The 16,120-nt window shown below is 72.1% G+C and carries 17 protein-coding genes; 3 read left to right on the top strand and 14 right to left on the bottom strand.

Annotation, left to right across the window (positions count from 1 at the left end):
* Positions 1-53: 53 nt before the first annotated feature.
* On the top strand, positions 54-689 hold the full coding sequence (locus ACIPJ2_RS14950) for an MOSC domain-containing protein (RefSeq protein WP_402729481.1): 636 nt from the start codon (positions 54-56) through the stop codon (positions 687-689).
* On the opposite strand, the gene ACIPJ2_RS14945 is transcribed toward ACIPJ2_RS14950, so the two are convergent.
* From ACIPJ2_RS14945 to ACIPJ2_RS14925, 5 genes are all read right to left on the bottom strand, one after another.
* Positions 686-1,402, bottom strand: a complete 717-nt coding sequence (locus ACIPJ2_RS14945; protein ID WP_402729480.1) for an ASCH domain-containing protein — start codon at positions 1,400-1,402, stop codon at positions 686-688. The two genes, ACIPJ2_RS14950 and ACIPJ2_RS14945, sit on opposite strands and share 4 nt — an antisense overlap.
* 30 nt (positions 1,403-1,432) lie before the next feature.
* Positions 1,433-1,816 (bottom strand): MmcQ/YjbR family DNA-binding protein, encoded by a 384-nt coding sequence (locus ACIPJ2_RS14940; RefSeq protein ID WP_281265246.1) that lies wholly within the window; start codon positions 1,814-1,816, stop codon positions 1,433-1,435.
* Positions 1,817-1,943: 127 nt separating this feature from the next.
* The gene (epsC, locus tag ACIPJ2_RS14935) at positions 1,944-2,525 is read right to left on the bottom strand and encodes a serine O-acetyltransferase EpsC (RefSeq protein WP_402729479.1); all 582 of its coding nucleotides are present in this window, start codon (positions 2,523-2,525) and stop codon (positions 1,944-1,946) included.
* Entirely contained in the window at positions 2,522-3,460 is a 939-nt protein-coding gene (cysK, locus tag ACIPJ2_RS14930) for a cysteine synthase A (protein WP_402729478.1), read from the bottom strand. Before cysK ends, epsC begins: the two co-directional genes overlap by 4 nt.
* Before the next feature lie 165 nt (positions 3,461-3,625).
* Complete coding sequence (locus tag ACIPJ2_RS14925; protein ID WP_402729477.1) at positions 3,626-4,651, bottom strand: YhcG family protein; 1,026 nt, start codon at positions 4,649-4,651, stop codon at positions 3,626-3,628.
* Between the two features lie 108 nt (positions 4,652-4,759).
* Here ACIPJ2_RS14925 and ACIPJ2_RS14920 point away from each other — a divergent pair, with 108 nt between their 5' ends.
* The gene (locus tag ACIPJ2_RS14920) at positions 4,760-5,419 is read left to right on the top strand and encodes a DUF899 family protein (protein WP_402729476.1); all 660 of its coding nucleotides are present in this window, start codon (positions 4,760-4,762) and stop codon (positions 5,417-5,419) included.
* 4 nt (positions 5,420-5,423) lie between these two features.
* Here ACIPJ2_RS14920 and ACIPJ2_RS14915 read toward each other — a convergent pair whose 3' ends face one another.
* Complete coding sequence (locus ACIPJ2_RS14915; protein WP_402729475.1) at positions 5,424-6,443, bottom strand: dipeptidase; 1,020 nt, start codon at positions 6,441-6,443, stop codon at positions 5,424-5,426.
* Positions 6,444-6,453: 10 nt separating this feature from the next.
* Positions 6,454-7,509: a YeiH family protein gene (locus ACIPJ2_RS14910; protein WP_402729474.1), complete on the bottom strand. Its 1,056-nt coding sequence runs from the start codon at positions 7,507-7,509 to the stop codon at positions 6,454-6,456.
* A 32-nt stretch (positions 7,510-7,541) separates the two neighbouring features.
* Here ACIPJ2_RS14910 and ACIPJ2_RS14905 point away from each other — a divergent pair, with 32 nt between their 5' ends.
* Positions 7,542-8,015, top strand: coding sequence for an SRPBCC family protein (locus ACIPJ2_RS14905; RefSeq protein ID WP_402729473.1), 474 nt, complete (start codon positions 7,542-7,544; stop codon positions 8,013-8,015).
* Between the two features lie 107 nt (positions 8,016-8,122).
* On the opposite strand, the gene ACIPJ2_RS14900 is transcribed toward ACIPJ2_RS14905, so the two are convergent.
* The 7 genes from ACIPJ2_RS14900 to ACIPJ2_RS14870 all read right to left on the bottom strand — a co-directional run bounded on the left by ACIPJ2_RS14900 (position 8,123) and on the right by ACIPJ2_RS14870 (position 16,063).
* Positions 8,123-8,956, bottom strand: a complete 834-nt coding sequence (locus ACIPJ2_RS14900; protein WP_402729472.1) for a MurR/RpiR family transcriptional regulator — start codon at positions 8,954-8,956, stop codon at positions 8,123-8,125.
* Positions 8,953-10,185, bottom strand: a complete 1,233-nt coding sequence (locus ACIPJ2_RS14895) for an allantoate amidohydrolase (RefSeq protein WP_402729471.1) — start codon at positions 10,183-10,185, stop codon at positions 8,953-8,955. Before ACIPJ2_RS14895 ends, ACIPJ2_RS14900 begins: the two co-directional genes overlap by 4 nt.
* Positions 10,182-11,402: an alanine--glyoxylate aminotransferase family protein gene (locus ACIPJ2_RS14890; RefSeq protein WP_281265257.1), complete on the bottom strand. Its 1,221-nt coding sequence runs from the start codon at positions 11,400-11,402 to the stop codon at positions 10,182-10,184. The genes ACIPJ2_RS14895 and ACIPJ2_RS14890 overlap by 4 nt, the downstream gene beginning before the upstream one ends.
* A gap of 66 nt (positions 11,403-11,468) precedes the next feature.
* Positions 11,469-12,980, bottom strand: a complete 1,512-nt coding sequence (locus tag ACIPJ2_RS14885; protein ID WP_402729470.1) for an AtzH-like domain-containing protein — start codon at positions 12,978-12,980, stop codon at positions 11,469-11,471.
* The gene (locus ACIPJ2_RS14880) at positions 12,977-14,023 is read right to left on the bottom strand and encodes an acetamidase/formamidase family protein (protein ID WP_402729469.1); all 1,047 of its coding nucleotides are present in this window, start codon (positions 14,021-14,023) and stop codon (positions 12,977-12,979) included. Before ACIPJ2_RS14880 ends, ACIPJ2_RS14885 begins: the two co-directional genes overlap by 4 nt.
* The gene (gene allB, locus ACIPJ2_RS14875; protein ID WP_402729468.1) at positions 14,016-15,332 is read right to left on the bottom strand and encodes an allantoinase AllB; all 1,317 of its coding nucleotides are present in this window, start codon (positions 15,330-15,332) and stop codon (positions 14,016-14,018) included. Before allB ends, ACIPJ2_RS14880 begins: the two co-directional genes overlap by 8 nt.
* The gene (locus ACIPJ2_RS14870) at positions 15,329-16,063 is read right to left on the bottom strand and encodes an aspartate/glutamate racemase family protein (protein ID WP_402729467.1); all 735 of its coding nucleotides are present in this window, start codon (positions 16,061-16,063) and stop codon (positions 15,329-15,331) included. Before ACIPJ2_RS14870 ends, allB begins: the two co-directional genes overlap by 4 nt.
* Positions 16,064-16,120: the final 57 nt, after the last annotated feature.

The following is a 16,120-nucleotide window of genomic DNA, read 5'->3' as shown; positions in this document are numbered from 1 at the left end:
GATGTGACGCGTCCAGACTGCACTTCGTCACACATCTCGGGCATCCTGGTCCCATGTCGCTCGTCACCGCCGTCTGCCGCGTCGACCGTCTGCTGCCCGATTCCGGCACGATCGGGATCACCGCGATCGACAAGCGTCCGGTCGACGGACCGGTCCGCGTCCGACCCCTCGGCCTCTACGCCGACGTGCAGGCGGACCGGAAGCACCACGGCGGGGAGGACCAGGCCGTCTACGCGTACGCCGACGAGGACGCCGCCCACTTCGCCGCCCTGCTCGACCGTCCGATCCCCGCCGGGCTGTTCGGCGAGAACCTCCGGACGTCGGGGATCGACGTCACCGGGGCCGTGACCGGCGAACGCTGGCTCGTCGGCGACACCCTGCTGCTCGAGGTCACGATCCCGCGGATCCCCTGCGGCACCTTCGCTCGCCGGCTCCGCGTGGACAAGTGGGTGAAGCGGTTCACCGAGGAGGGCCGACCCGGCGCCTACTTCCGGGTGGTCAAGTCCGGACCGGTCGCGGCGGGCGACCCGATCACGGTGGTCGAGCGCCCCGACCACGGCGTCACGATCGGCGACATGTTCGCGGGGATGACCCCGGAGCAGGCACGGGCCGTCCTGGCGAGCGAACGGCCGCTCGCGCCGAAGGTACAGCGCGACGTGACGAAGGTCCTCGCCAGGATCGCTGTCTAGACCACCCGGAAGCGGACGACCTCGACCAGGTCGTCGTCACCCAGCTGTGGGTAGTGCCCGGTGAGCCCGTCGCGCAGCGCCGCCACGTCGCCGACTCCTTCGTCCCGGGCATCGGCGTCGTCGATCTCGCGGACGCGCTTCACCGTCACGGAGTCGACCACGGCGTCGGCGGTCACGAACCCGTCGGCGTGCTCGTCCTCGAACACGAACGTCGTCGGGCCGATGCCCTGCGGATCGCGGAACCGGATCGTCGCGGTCTTCCGTCCAGCCAGCACGTCATCGTGGTAGCGCCCGGCGAACCGCACGACCCGCTGGGCACGGGCGTCCGGCCAGTCGTAGGCGCCGGGGAGCAGATCGCGCACGGGGGTCCCCACCGGGTCGTCGTCGCCGTCCCCCGGCATCAGCACCAGCACCTGGGACTGCAGGTCGAGCAACACCTGGCGGCACCGACCGCACGGCGGGATGACCCCGCGTCCGGCATCGGCGACCGCGACGATCGTCATGATCGGGTCGTCGGACACCGCTGCCGCGGCACCGAGGACGGCGAGTTCCGCGCACGGGCCTCCGGTGAAGTGCGAGACGTTCACGGCCGTGTGCACGCGGCCGGACAGGTCCATCGCAGCCGACGCCACGGTGTGGGTGACGTCACCGCCGAGTCGTTCGGCCACCGCCGTCGCGGCTTCGAGCACGGTCCGGTCGTTGCGCCACTGCATGGCCACAGCCTGCCAGATGCCCCGGCGCCGTCAGTCCGACCCGCGTCGGCGTGCCGGATCGATGGGCCGCTTCGCCACGGGCAACCCCGCGACCACGAGCTCGTAGGCGTTCGCTACGAGGTCCTCGACGACGGTCTCGTCGATGCCGTCCCCTGGTGCGAGCGTGATCCAGTGCCGCTTGTTCATGTGCCACCCCGGCGTGATCTCCTCGTGGTCACGGACCAGTGCGGCGCCGTGCGGCGGCGCGCACTTGAGGTTCACGATCGGCACCCCGCGGAGTTCGGACGTCATCACGAACATCTTGCCGACCACCTTGTAGACGAACGCGCCTTCGCCGAAGGGCTGGGTCTCCTCGGTCGCCGGGAGCGCCAGCGCGGTGCGGGCAGCGACCTCGTGCAGCTCCGTGCCGTCCATTCCCCCAGCATGCCCCACACCGCCGACAGCACCCCGTTCGGCCGAGACGCCCCGGCCGTGTCGAGACGCCCCCGGATCCGGCGGCGTCTCGCGGGTCCGGCGGCGTCTCGCGGATTCGGCGGCGCGCCTACAGCGTCGGGACGCCCTCGCCACCGGACCGCGGACGGGCGGTGCCGGCGACCCCGGTGACGACCGAGTGCGGCGGGACGTCCTTCGTCACGACGGTGTTCGCGCCCACGACGGAGTCGTGCGCCACCGTGATGTCCCCGATCAGCGACGACCCTGCGCCGAGCACGACGCGGTCGCCGACGGTCGGGTGCCGTTTCGCGCCGGGGCCGTGCGCTCCCCCACGACCGCCGAGCGTCACGCCGTGGAACACCAGGACGTCGTCGCCGACGACCGCGGTCTCCCCGATGACGACACCCATGCCGTGGTCGATGAAGAACCGTCGCCCGACGCGTGCCCCGGGGTGGATCTCGATGCCGGTCAGGGCGCGGGCGGTCTGCGCGACGACCCGTGCCGCGAACCGGGAGCCGGGCAGCCCCTCCGCGATCCACAGTTTGTGGGCGAACCGGTACGCCCAGATCGCGTGCAGCCCCGAGTAGACGACGGCGTTCTCGAGGTCCCCGCGAGCAGCGGGATCACCTCGGCGTGCTGCGGCGAGGTCCTCCCGGACGGTCCGCAGCACGCCACGTCGGCGATGCGTCACGCAGTGAGCCCTTCGAACAGCACGGTCGACAGGTAGCGCTCGCCGGTGTCGCACACGATGGCGACGATGCGCTTGCCCGCGTTCTCCGGGCGCGCGGCGATCACGAGCGCGGCGTGGATGATCGCACCGGACGAGATGCCGGCGAGGATGCCCTCCTGCGTCCCGAGGTCACGGGCGACCCGCAACGCGTCGTCGAGCTCGACGTCGAACACCTCGTCGATGACGGACTGGTCGAGCACCTCGGGGATGAAGTTGGCACCGATGCCCTGGATCTTGTGCGGGCCGGCCTTGCCCTCCGTCAGCAGCGGGGAGTCCTTCGGCTCGACGGCGACGATCTGCACGCCGGGCACACGCTCCTTGAGGACCTGCCCGACACCGGTGATCGTGCCGCCGGTACCGACGCCCGCGACGAACACGTCGACATGTCCCTCGGTGTCGCGGAGGATCTCCTCGGCGGTGGTCTTCCGGTGGATCGCGGCGTTCGCGGCGGTCTCGAACTGGTGCGCCAGGATCGCGCCGGGCGTCTCCTCGACGATCGACGCGGCCTTGGACACCGCACCCTTCATGCCCTCCGACCCCGGGGTCAGCACGATCTCGGCACCGTACGCGCGGATCAGGGCACGACGTTCGACGCTCATCGTCTCCGGCATCGTGATGACGACCCGGTACCCACGAGCGGCCCCGACGAGCGCGAGCGCGATGCCGGTGTTGCCGGACGACCCCTCGACGATCGTGCCGCCCGGCTTCAGGTCCCCGGACTCCTCTGCCGCGTCGATGATCGCGACGCCGAGGCGGTCCTTGACGCTGGCGCCGGGGTTGTAGAACTCGAGCTTCGCGAGGACCTCTGCCCCGCCTTCGGCTGGAAGCCGGTTCAGCTTCACCAGCGGGGTGTTGCCGAAGGCCTGGGAGATGTTGTCGTAGATGGTGCCGCTCATCCGGTCCGTCCTCACTCGGGTCGAGTCCGCGACCCTTCCTGGAGGCGCGGTGTGCGCCCGATCCTAGCCACCGGACCCGACCCGGCCCTGTCCATGACGCGCCCCACCCACCCAGGTCGGCTCGCGCCTCCGGTCCGTCCCGCCGTGGCGACAGCGCGGCTACCCTCACGACCGCTCGTTCTCGCTTCCACTGAGCGCTCGACGCAGATCGGCTTCCGACGGCAGTGCGCGCTGGACCTCCGGCGGCAGGAGGTCGTAGCTCGCGACGCCGACAGGTGCTGTGGACGTGCCGAGGGCGTACCGCACGACGGCGTCGCTCTTGCCCGCGACGAGGAGCAGCCCCACCGTGTCCGCGTGTGTCGGCAAGCGGAGCCGGTCATCCACGAGGGCGACGTAGAAGGAGAGCTGCCCGACGTGCTCTGGGCAGAAGTCGCCGCGTTTGAGTTCGACGACCACGTACCGGAGCTGTTCGACGTGGAAGAACAGCAGGTCGACGAAGAAGTCGTTGCCGTCGACGTCGAACTGCATCTGACGACCGACGAAGGCAAAGCCGGTGCCGAGCTCCCGCAGCGTCTCCGCGATCCGATCGACCATCGCGGACTCCATCGCCCGTTCATCCCGGTCGCCGTCCAGCGCCAGGAAGTCGAGCACGTACGGGTCGCGCGTGACGTGCTGGGCGAGGTCCGCGCCTTCTGGATCCAGCAAGCGTCCGAAGTTCGTGTTCGCTGCCCCGGTCCTGCCGGCGAGTCGGTTCCGGACGTTGTGGCTGAGCAAACTGCGCGACCACCCGTGCTGAACCGCCTGGTCGATGTACCACTGCCGCTCTCGCGCGTCGACTCCGAACAGCAGCGTGATGTGTCCCCAGGGCAATTGGTCAACAGCTTGTTGACCTAATGAGCGCTCCTCAGGCCAAGCGGCCGCGAGCTGGCGCATGTACTTGAGGTTGGTCGCCGAGAACCCCTTCATCGTGGGGAACCGGCGTCGGAGGTCCTCAGCGAGTCGCGGCAGGACCCGGCTCCCCCACCCGCTCTGCTTCGAGCGTTCGAGCAGCACGGAGCCGATGGCCCAGTAGAGGTGGATGAGGTGCGCGTTCGCGGCGAGTTGCACGCGTCCGCGTGTGTTCGAGACCCGTGCGCTGATGAGCTCGACGGTCTCGGTGTAGTCCGGTGGCAGCTGGTGGTCGTCCTCCATCGGGCAAGCCTGGGCCCGCTTCGATCGGATCCGCGAGTTTTCGGAATGCACGGCAGACGCGATGTCGGCGAGCCGAGTACCTTGCGCGGCAACGACGAGGAGGTCGGCATGTTCCAGCAGTCACAACCCGAGGCCGCACCACCGGTGGTGGACCGTGCCACGTTCGACGCAGCACTCGACGCGCAGGTGCAGGACGAGAAGGACCTCACGCGGCACGGGGACCGGGTCGCAGCCGCACGACGGCGGCTCCCGATGGTGCAGGTCGACGACTACGAGTTCACCGGTCCGGACGGCCCCGTGCGACTCACCGAGCTCTTCGGCGACAAGTACCTGCTGCTCGTGCAGAACGTCATGTACGCCCCGGAGTGGGACGAGGCCTGCCCGGCGTGCACGTGGGGCGCCGACAACCTGCCCGCTGACATGAGTCGGCTGGCGGACGAGGGCATCGCGTTCGCGATGATCGCGCAGGCCCCGATCGAGAAGCTCGAGGCGTGGAAGGCGGCGCGGGGCTGGCCGCACACGTGGGTGTCGTCCGGCGCGACGAGCTACCACGACGACTGGGGCTGGACGCAGCCGGAGGGGCCGGTCCCCGGCTACTCGTACTACCTGCTCCGGGACGGCGTGCCCTACCTGACGTACTCGACGACCGCGCGCGGGACCGAGGCGATCATGCCGGTCGCGCACGTCATGGACCGCACGGTGTACGGACGACAGCAGGACTGGGAGGACAGCCCCGACGGCTGGCCGCAGTTCCCGACGTACGGCTGACGCGCTACGCGTTCAGCGCGAAACGATCGTCGGTGGCCTCGAGCACGCGGAGCACGTTGCCGCCGGCCAACGCCTCGAGGTCGGACGCACGCCATCCGCGGCGCGACAGCTCCTCGGCGAGCACCGGGTAGCGGGAGACGTCCCGGACGTCCGGCGGCAGCACGGGGGTGCCGTCGTAGTCGCCACCGATGCCGATGTGCGCGGCTCCTGCGACGTCCCGGGCGTGCTCGACGTGGTCGGCGATGTCGGACACCGTGACGAGGGGTCCCTCGCCGACGGAGCCCGCCTCTTCCCAGTCCGCCCACGCACGCGACACGAACTTCGGCACGAACGTGATCATCACGACGCCGCCGTTGTCGGACAGCCGCGCGAGGACGTCGTCCGGGACGTTCCGCGGGTGGTCGTTCACGGCGATCGTCGAGGAGTGGCTGAAGACGACGGGCCGGGTGGCGACGTCGAGGGTGTCCCGCATCGTGGACGGTGCCGTGTGGGAGAGGTCGACGAGCATGCCGATCCGCTCCATCTCCGCCACCACCTGTCGGCCGCGGTCGGTCAGTCCGCCGTGGGCGCGGGCGCCCGTCGCCGAGTCGGCCCACGGGGTGTCGTCGTTGTGGGTGAGGGTCATGTAGCGCACGCCGAGCCGGGCGAAGTCGCGGAGCACGGCGAGGTCGTCCCCGATGGAGTGCCCGCCCTCGGCGCCGAGCAACGACGCGATCCGTCCCGACTCGACGGCGGCCCGGACCTCGGCGGCGGTGCGGGCGAGCGCGAGGTCGTCCGGGTACCGCGCGATGATCCGGTGCGCCAGGTCGATCTGCTGCAGGGTCGTGCGGACCGGGTCGGGTTCGTCGGCGGGGACGAACACCGACCAGAACTGCCCGACGACACCGCCGGCGCGGAGCTTTGGGATGTCGGTGTGGAGCGACGACTCCTCGGTGTCGATGCCCTCGACACCGGAGTCGTGGGACTCGCGCCGCTCCCACGGCAGGTCGTTGTGGCCGTCGATCACCGGGAACGGAGCAGTCATGCCCTCGACGCTACAGCGCTCCGGTCAGTGCCATCAGGCCCAGGCTCGACCCGGTCACGACGAGCCACAGCACGAGCCCGAGCACCAGCGGTCGGAACCCGGCGCGGCGGAACCCGGCCACGTCGGTGGACAGACCGATCGCGCTCAGTGCGACGGTGATCAGGAACGCTGCGATCGCCGAGATGGCGGGGTGCACTGGCCCGGGCAGGACGCCGGTGGAGTTCACGGCGGCAGCGATGACGAAGCCGATGAGGAACCAGGGCACGAGCTTCACGATCCGGCGGAGGGTCCACGGGGGCCGATCGGCCGCCGGCACGCCGTCGTCCGCAGCCGCGAGTCGCGCTGCCGCCTGCTCACGCCGCCCGACCAACCACGCCAACCCGAGCACGATCGGGATGATCATCAGCGTCCGGACGAGCTTCACGACGACCGCGAAGTTCGCCGCCTGGGTGCCGTAGGTGCTCGCGGCCGCCACGACCGACGAGGTGTCGTTCACGGCCGTGCCGGCGAAGAGCCCGAACGCGTGCTGGCTCATCCCGAGGGCGTGCCCGACGATCGGGAAGACGATCACGGCGGCGACGTTGAACAGGAAGATCGTGGAGACGGCGTACGCGACCTCGACCGACACCGCACCGATCACGGGCGTCACGGCGGCGATCGCCGAGGCGCCGCAGATACCCGTCCCGACGCCGATCAGCGTCCGCAGGTTGCCGACGACGCCGAGCAGCCGCCCGACACCCCACGCCGCGAGCAGGCAGATGACGAGTGTGCCGAGCATCACCGGCAGCGACTCCACCCCCACGCGGGCGACCTCGGCGAGCGACAGCTGCGCACCGAGGAGCACCACCGCCAGCTGCAGCACGAACTTCGACGCCGTCGTGATCCCGGGCTTCAGCGAGTCGGCCGGACGACGCACCATGCCGATGACCGCACCGAGCACCACGCCGCTGACCGGCGCCCCGACGACGGGCAGCAACCGGCCGATGACCGTGGCGACCACGGCGATGCCGGTGGCGAGCGCGAGACCGGGGGCGAGCCTCCTGGCGGTTTCCATCGTCGATGCCACGTGACCATCCTGCACTGCGGGAGGATCGGGGCATGACCGTGTCGTTCCGCATCGTGACCGAGCTCAACGCGCCGCCCGCTCGAGCGTTCGCGCTGTCGCTCGACATCGGGGCACACGAGCGGTCCCTGGCCGGCACCGGGGAGCGTGCCGTGGCCGGCACGACGAGCGGCCGGATCACGCTGGGCGAGACCGTCACGTTCCGTGCGCGGCACTTCGGCATCGTCTGGCGGCTCACCAGCCGGATCACCGCCCTGGAGGCTCCACACCGGTTCGTCGACGAACAGGTCCGTGGTCCGTTCGCCCGGTTCCGGCACGAGCACCGGTTCGAGCGGTCGGGTCACGGCACGCGGATGGTCGACGAGATCGAGTTCCGGGCACCGCTCGGCCCGCTGGGCGTGATCGCCGAGCGGCTCGTGCTGGCGCGGTACATGCCCGCACTGATCCGCGCCCGCAACGCGTCGCTCGGCGCCGAGCTCCGCGGGCCTGCGGGGTCGAATCGCGCGTAGGAGGTCGAATCGCGCGTAGGAGGTCGGACTTTCCGGCCCTCTACGCGCGATTCGGCTTCCCATTGCGGACGTGATGGGTCGTTTCGGCACGCAGGCCCGGGCGCCGGTCAGGAGCCGGCGAGCTCCCCGAGCGTGTCGTACGCCGCTGCGACGGCGTCCACGTGTGCACGGCCGGCGGGGCCCGAGGCCTCGTAGACGTCGTTCGCGATCGCGGCGACCACGGCGAACAGCGCCGCGAGCGAGTCGAACGCGGACGGCGAGTCCACCGGGCAGAGGATCGTCGTCGCAGCGGGGGCGGCGATGACGGCGGCCGTCGGGTCCCCGATCACGACGACGTCCGCGCCCGATGCCACGCAGTGCCGCACGAGCCGGTCGATGCCCGCCGCGTGCCGCCGGACGGTGACCACGATGACGAGGTCCCGGCGATCGAGGTCCGCCACCTCTTCCCCGAGGCGCTGCCCGGGTGCCGGACCGACCCGGACGTCCGGACGGACCTGTGCGAGCTGCGCACGGACCTGCAGCGCGATCGGGTGCGCGCCGCGCTCCCCGAACACGAGGACCCGGCGCGCCCGCATGATGCGCCGGGCGAGACGGGGGCGTTCGGCGCGGGCGAGCGAGGCGAACGCGGCGTCGAGGTTCCGGGACTCGACGGCACGCTGGTCGACGTGCGCGGCGTCCTCCGCGGCCCAGGGCAACCCGCTGCCCCGTGCCGACATGAGTTCCTGCCGGACCTCGGCGGCGTCCTGGAACCCGAGGGACCGGACGAGCCGCGAGACCGTCGCCTTCGAGGTGCCGGACTCGGCGGCGAGCTGCGCCGAGGTCCCGACGAGCAGGAGCTCCGGGTCGTGGCGGACCATCGCGGCGACACGGCGCTCGGCGGGCGAGAGCTGCTCCCACACGGCGTCGATGCGCCCGCGGACGTCGGGCTGGGCGGCGGTCACGAGGCCTCCGCCGCGAGGGTCGTGATCGCGGTGACGAGGGCGTCGAGCCCGAGGGCGATGTCGGCCTCGGAGACGAACTCGTCCGGGTGGTGGCTGATGCCGTCGGGGTTCCGGAGGAACAGCATCGCGACGTCGGTGACGAGCCCGAGTGACATGGCGTCGTGCCCCGCGCGGGAGAACAGCTCCATCGGCGCGGGCGAACCCGTGGCGACGATCCCGGCCCGGACGGCGTCCATCAGGCGCGGCGCGCAGAACACGGCAGGGGCCCGGTGCACCTCGGTCGGCTCGACGCTGACGCCGCGGCGCTCTCCGATCAGCGCGAACGCCTTCGTGATCTCGTCCCACACCCGGTCGCGTCCGTCGTCGAACTCGCCCCGCAGGTCCACCGAGAAGTGTGCAAGGCCGGGGACGACGTTCACGGCACCCGGTTCGACCGTCATCGTGCCGACCGTCCCGACGTGCTGCGACGCCCGGCAGATCCGCTCGACGGCGAGTGCGGCCTCGGCGGCGGCCAGGAGTGCGTCGTGTCGGCGCTCGTACGGGGTGCCGCCGGCGTGCCGGGCCTCCCCGACGGCCTCGACCGTGAAGCGGCGGGCACTGGCGATGCTCGTGACGACCCCGAGTGCCTGGTCGGCCTGTTCGAGGTACGGCCCCTGCTCGATGTGCGCTTCGAGGTACCCGACGAGCCGCGACGGGTCCACCGCGGCGTCCCCGACGCGCGACGGGTCGAGCCCGAAGTCGGTGAACGCCTGCCGGAGGGAGACCCCCTCGGCGTCGGTCAGCTCCCACCAGGCGTCGTCCCACACCCCGGCGACCGCCGAGGACCCGAGCAGCGCCTTGCCGAAGCGCGTTCCCTCCTCGTCGGAGAACGCGATCACCTCGATGCCGAACGGCAGCGTGCCGTGCTCGGCGCGGATGCGGGCGACGGCCGCGATGCCCATGAGCACCCCGACGATGCCGTCGTACCGGCCGGCGTCCACCACGGTGTCGAGGTGCGAGCCGACGAGCAGCACGGGGGCGTCGTCCGTGGCGCCGGGGACGCTGCCGTGCAGGTTGCCGGCGTCGTCCTGCCACGTGGTCATCCCGGCGTCCTGCATCCAGCGCGCGACGATCGTGTTCACCCTGGCGTGCTCCGGCGACAGGTAGACGCGGGTGATCTGGCCCGGCGTGGCGGTGACGGCGGCGAGTTCGTCGCACCGCGCGACGATCGTCGCGGCGTCGACGGTCACGGCCGTGCTCCCGCGTAGGTGTCGAGCGCCGCGTCCACGCCACCGCCCTGCGGCACGGAGAACCCGCCGCGACGGAGCGACTGCTCGAGTGCCGAGAGCGTCGTCACGACGGCGTCCTTGCGGGCGTTGTAGCCCATCGTCCCGATGCGCCAGACCTTGCCGTGCAGAGGCCCGAACGACGTGCCGATCTCGATGCCGTGGTCCTCGAGCAGCGACGCCCGCACGGCGTCGCCCTCGACCTCGGACGGGATCGAGACCGCGACGACGTTGTGCATCTTGTGCGCGACGTCGCCGAACACCTCGAGCCCGAGGGCTTCCACCCCGGCGAGCATCGCGCGCCCGGCCAGCTCGTGCCGCGCGACGACGGCGTCGCGTCCTTCTTCGAGCAGGATGCGCGCGCACTCGTTCGCGGCGTAGAGCATCGACGCTGCTTCGGTGTGGTGGTTCAGGCGCCGGGGGCCCCAGTAGTCGAGGATCATCGCGAGGTCGAGGTAGTTCGACCGGATCGGCTCGTCGGAGACCTCGTCGCCGGGTTCGCGGATGCCGGCTTCGACGCTGCGACGACCGTCGAGGACCGACACGGCGCGCGGCGACAGGGTGAGCGGTGCGCTGCCGGACGGCCCGCCGAGGCACTTCTGCAGCCCGGCGCTGACGGCGTCGATGCCCCACGCGTCGACCTCGAGCGGGTTGCCGCCGATGGTCGCGGTGGCGTCGGTGTAGAACAGCACGCCGTGCCGGTCGCAGATCGCCCCGAGCTCGTCGAGCGGCTGGTTCATCGTCGTCGAGGTGTCACCCTGCACGATCGCGAGGACCTTCGGCTTCGTGCGCACGATCGCGTCTTCGATCACCGAGGTCGGGAACACCTGGCCCCACTCGGTCTCGATCGTGTGGACGTCCGCCCCAGCGCGCCCGGCGATCTCCGCGAGCAGGTGTCCGAAGCGACCGAACACCGGCACGAGCACGCGGTCCCCCGGCGCGAGCAGGGACACGAGCGCGGCTTCGATGCCGGCGCGCGAGGTGCCGTCGACCAGCACGGTCGCGTCGTTGACGGTGCCGAACACCTGCCGGTACAGCGCCTGTGTGTCGTTCATCGCGGACGTCATCCACGGGTCGTACTGCCCGACGAGCGGGGTGGACAGCGCACGCAGCACCCGCGGGTCGGCGTTGATCGGCCCCGGCCCCATGAGGAGTCGAGCGGGCGGGTTCACTGGCAGCATCGGTACCTCCGTTCCGTTCACGAGCATATCGGAACGATCGTTACGGCAGTGTTTCAGGGCGGGGTCTCAGAGCAGGGTCTCGGCGAGTGCGACGATCGCCCGGTCGGACCCTGCTGGTCCGACGAGGCAGACGCCGATGGGTGCACCGTCGACGGTCAGGAACGGCGCGCTGACGGCGGGCAGGCCACCGATCCCGGCCACGGCGGTCATCCGCAGGGTCGCCACCCGGGTCCGCAGCACGGCGTCACCGGTCGCGGTCCGCAACGGGGCCGGTCCCGGGACGGTCGGGAGGCACAGCACGCCTCCGCCGATCACGTCACGGACGCAGGTGCGCAGCTCCTCGAGCCGCGCACGAGCGAGCGCTTCGGCCTCCGCCGTGATCGCCGCCGCAGCGGCGAACCGTGCCGCGACGTCCTCGCCGAGGGCGTCCGGGTGCGCCTCGATCCAGGCCCCGTCGTTCCGCCACGCCTCCGCCGCCTGGACCACGCGGAGGGTCTCGGCGAGGTCGTCGAGCGGTGGCAGCTCGATCCGGCGGACGGGACGGCCGGCCCGGTCGAGCCAGGCCGTGAACGCGGCGGCCGTCGCGGGCTCGGCGGCGCCCAGCAGTGCGTCGCTGACGAGGAGCTCGCCGTCGTCCACCCCGACGCAGGCACCCGGCACGGACACCCCGGCGGCGGCCGCCAGCACCGATGCCGAACGGGCGACCCACCCGACCGTGTCGAAGGACTCCGCGAGCGGCAGGAGACCGTCTCGCGGGACACGGTCGTGCGTCGTCCGGAGTCCCCAGAGCCCCTGGTACGACGACGGCACGCGGAGACTGCCCGCCGTGTCCGTGCCGAGCCCGAGGTCCGCGGTGCCGAGCGCGACGGCCGACGTGGAGCCCGAGGTCGACCCACCGCCGATCCGTGTCGGGTCGGCCCCGTTCGGCGGCGACCCGAAGTGCGGGTTGCGGCCGGCGAGGGCGTAGGCGAACTCGTCCGTCCTGGCGATCCCGGTGACGATCGCGCCGGCGTCGAGCAACGTCTGCACCGCGGACGCCGACACGGTCTCCGCCTGGGCCGAGCGTTCCCACGTCGGGTTGCCGGCGCCGATGACGTGCCCCTGCACGGCGAAGAGGTCCTTCACGGCCACGCGCACCCCGGCGAGCGGCCCGGCCTCGGCGCCGCGCACGAGCGGGTCGCCGACGACGCGCCAGACCGACCGGTCGAAGGTCTTCGGTCGACCGGTCACGTGCGCGGTCCGGATCCGCCAGACCCCGTCGGTGCAGCACCACAGCTGGGTCTGCAGCCCGCGACCACCGCCGGCGAAGTGCGACTCCCCGACGACCAGGACGGTGTCCGGGGCGAGCCGCTGGACGTCCACGGCGGCGATCGTCCTGCGTGCCACCCCGCCACGACCGGACCGGAAGGCGCTGATGGCGTCGTGTCCGCGCAGCAGTCCCGAGTCGTCCCCGCGGAGCGTCCCACCGCCCGCTTCGAAGAGGTCGTCGAGCACGGCGGTGTCGTCCCGCATCAGGGCGTCCTCGTACGCCGTGAAGGCCTGCTCGAGGCCGTCGGGCCACGCGCCGTGCACGATCACGCGCCGACCTCCGCGAAGTCGGCCTTCCGGATGGTGGCGTGCGCACCGCACACCAGGTCCACGACCTGCGAGATCCGGAAGTCGGTCGCGGCACTGAGGTACGCGTACGCGATGTGCTCGTCGACGCCCCAGCGTGCCCGGAGCAGGGCGATCGCCGCGCGGACGCAGCGCCGGACGGCCTCGTCGAGGTCCTCGTCCATGCCGGTCGGCACGAGGTACTCGGTCGTCTCGGCGATCGGACCGACGAGTTCGCCGAACCGGTCGAGCGCCGTCCTCCGCTGCACGAGATCGACCCGGAGGACCAGCCGGAGCGACGCCTCCATCGCGGTGAGTGCGACCTCGCCGTCACCCTGCGCGAAGTGCGGGTCGCCGACGTACACGCCGGCTCCCGGCACGAACACCGGCAGGTGCAGCGTCGACCCGGCGGTGAGCAGCGCGATGTCGACGTTCCCGCCGTGCGGTCCTGGTGGCACCGAGTGTGCGCGCTCGTCCGAGTCCGGCGTGACCCCGACGATGCCGGGGAACGGGTGGAGCGGGAACGTGATGGTCCGGGGACCGCCCTCGACGACGGGCAGCCGGCCGTGGTCGACGCCGTCGCGCCGGACGACGTCCGCGAACACGGACACGGACTCCTCCGCGCGGGGCAGCTCCCCCGGCAGGGCGCCTCGGCCGTGCCGGTTCGAGATGACCCCGTACGGCACCCGCGGCGTCGCCTCGAGGATCGTCACCGAGACCACGTCACCCGGTTGCGCGCCGGCCACCGCGATCGGTCGGGAGACCACGTGCGGGCCGTCGGCGGGGTCGCGCGTCAGGGTCCTGGCGATGTCCACGGCGTCCGCGAGCACGTCGCCGGCGTCCACCCCGTGCCGACCGAAGTACGCGAGCGGGTCCTGCCCCTGGTCGGGCAAGATGCCCTCGTGCGAGACGGTGTCGACCGTCACCACGGACCCGGGCGCGACGGTCAGCGCTGGCACGTCCGCACGCGACGGCAGCCGCCCCCACAGGACGTCGTCCGGTGTCGACCCGAGTCGCGCCTCAGTCACGGGTCACCAGCCGCCCGGCCACGGACGTGGCGGTGACCCGCTGCCCGCGCAACCAGGTCTCGGTCACCCGGCCCCGAGCCTCCAGGCCGGCGAACGCGGAGACCGGGTTCCGGTGCGCCAGGCCGGCCACCTCGATCACCTCGGTGGCGGACGGGTCGAACACGGCGAGGTGGGCGAGCGCGCCCGGCGCGATGCGGCCGCGGTCGGCGAAGCCGGCGAGCGCCGCCGGTCCCGTCGTGAACCACGGCAGGATCGTCTCGAGCGACAGACCGCGGCGCAGCGCCTCGGTCCAGACGGCGCGGAACCCGACCTGCAGGCCGGCGATCCCGCCCCAGGCGAGGCCCCAGTCGTCGGTCTTGAGGTCGGCGGTGGACGGCGAGTGGTCGGACACCACCATGTCGATCGTGCCGTCGACGAGGCCCTGCCAGAGCGCGTCGCGGTTGGCGTCGTCGCGGATCGGCGGGCAGCACTTGAACTCGGTCGCGCCGTCGGGGATGGTCGACGCCTCGAAGGCCAGGTAGTGCGGGCAGGTCTCGACCGTGATCCGCACGCCGTCGTCCTTCGCGGCGCGGATCATCGGCAACGCGCCGGCGTCGGACAGGTGCAGGACGTGCACCCGCGCCCCGGTCGCCCGAGCGCCGTCGATCACCTGGGCGATCGCGGACTCCTCGGCGGCGGCCGGACGGGTCGCGAGGAAGTCCTCGTAGTGGCCGCCGAGCGCCTCGTGCGGGACGAGGTGTGCGGGGTCCTCGGCGTGCACGATGAGGAGCGCGTCGATGCCTGCGACCTCCTCGATCGCGGCACGGAGCAGTGCCGGTTCGAGGTGCGGGAACTCGTCGACGCCGGACGGCGCCGTGAAGCACTTGAACCCGAAGACGCCCTGCCGGTGCATCGCGTCGAGGCTCCCGAGACTGTCGGGCACGGCACCGCCCCAGAACCCGACGTCGACGGCGACCCGACCCTCGGCGCTCGCGCGCTTCGTGGCGAGTGCCTCGACCGTGGTCGTCGCGGGGATCGAGTTGAGCGGCATGTCGATGATCGTCGTCACCCCGCCGAGCGCTGCCGCACGGGTGGCGGACGCGAAGCCCTCCCACTCGGTGCGCCCCGGCTCGTTGACGTGCACGTGCGTGTCGACGAGCCCGGGGAGCAGCGCGTGCCCGTCCGGGACGACCCGCACGTCCGCGTCGGCGGGCGTCGCGGCGTCGCCGGGCAGGACGTCCGCGATCCGGCCGTCGCGCACGATGACCGTGGCCGGCCGGAACGCACCGTCGATCCACGCTTGCTGCGCCCGGAACACGGTGCCGGTCACGCGACGGCTCCGAAGTCCTGCAGCAGACCGGTGAACTGCTTGCGGGGCGGCGACGCGTACTCGCCGTGCTTGCCCGTCGACAGGCCGAGCCGCACGAGCGACTCGGCGAGCACCGTCGCCGCGGAGACCCCGTCGACCACCGGGGCGCCGATCGCCCGCGAGACCTCGGAGCAGAAGTCCGCCATCCCGGCACAGCCGAGCACGACCGCGTCGGCACCGCCGGCGATCACCGCCCGGCACTCCTCGATGACGAGCGCACGGGCACCGGACGCGGGGTCGTCGAGCTCGAGCACCGGGACCTCGCACGCACGGATCTCGGTGACGAGGGGGGCGAACCCGTAGCGGTCCGCGAGCTCGTGCGCCCGACCGACCGTCCGCCCGAGCGTCGTCACGACCCCGAACCGACGACCGAGCATCGCGGCGGCGTGGAAACCGGCCTCGGCGATCCCGATCACCGGGCCCGTGGCGAGTTCCCGTGCCGCGTCGAGCCCCGGGTCACCGAAGCAGGCGACGACGTACGCGTCCACCCCGTCCGACTCCCCGATCGCGATCTGCTCGAGGAGGCCGGGGACCGCGAGCGCCTCCTCGTAGTGGCTCTCGATCGAGGCGGGCCCCATCGTCGGGTTCACCGCCTCGACGATGGTCCCGGGGCCCGCGACGGCCGACGCAGCAGCGCCGACCGTCCGGGTCATCGAGGTGGTGGTGTTCGGGTTGACGACGCGGATGCGCATCGAGGTCCTTCCGGTGGAGCAGTGGAGCGGGTGGAGCGGTGGTTCTGTGGTGCTGTG

The sequence above is a fragment of the Curtobacterium sp. NPDC090217 genome (assembly GCF_044746705.1).
In the GTDB taxonomy this organism is placed as follows: Bacteria; Actinomycetota; Actinomycetes; order Actinomycetales; family Microbacteriaceae; genus Curtobacterium.
This window is presented reverse-complemented; position numbering and strand designations above follow the sequence as displayed.

What these genes read in the sequence shown, in the direction of transcription:
- ACIPJ2_RS14920 (WP_402729476.1), top strand. Translation starts at nt 4,760, where the DNA reads ATGTTCCAGCAGTCACAACCCGAGGCCGCACCACCGGTGGTGGACCGT.
- ACIPJ2_RS14890 (WP_281265257.1), bottom strand. Translation starts at nt 11,402, where the DNA reads ATGCTGCCAGTGAACCCGCCCGCTCGACTCCTCATGGGGCCGGGGCCG.
- ACIPJ2_RS14870 (WP_402729467.1), bottom strand. Translation starts at nt 16,063, where the DNA reads ATGCGCATCCGCGTCGTCAACCCGAACACCACCACCTCGATGACCCGG.
- ACIPJ2_RS14925 (WP_402729477.1), bottom strand. Translation starts at nt 4,651, where the DNA reads ATGGAGGACGACCACCAGCTGCCACCGGACTACACCGAGACCGTCGAG.
- ACIPJ2_RS14915 (WP_402729475.1), bottom strand. Translation starts at nt 6,443, where the DNA reads ATGACTGCTCCGTTCCCGGTGATCGACGGCCACAACGACCTGCCGTGG.
- ACIPJ2_RS14940 (WP_281265246.1), bottom strand. Translation starts at nt 1,816, where the DNA reads ATGGACGGCACGGAGCTGCACGAGGTCGCTGCCCGCACCGCGCTGGCG.
- ACIPJ2_RS14945 (WP_402729480.1), bottom strand. Translation starts at nt 1,402, where the DNA reads ATGCAGTGGCGCAACGACCGGACCGTGCTCGAAGCCGCGACGGCGGTG.
- cysK (WP_402729478.1), bottom strand. Translation starts at nt 3,460, where the DNA reads ATGAGCGGCACCATCTACGACAACATCTCCCAGGCCTTCGGCAACACC.
- ACIPJ2_RS14950 (WP_402729481.1), top strand. Translation starts at nt 54, where the DNA reads ATGTCGCTCGTCACCGCCGTCTGCCGCGTCGACCGTCTGCTGCCCGAT.
- ACIPJ2_RS14905 (WP_402729473.1), top strand. Translation starts at nt 7,542, where the DNA reads ATGACCGTGTCGTTCCGCATCGTGACCGAGCTCAACGCGCCGCCCGCT.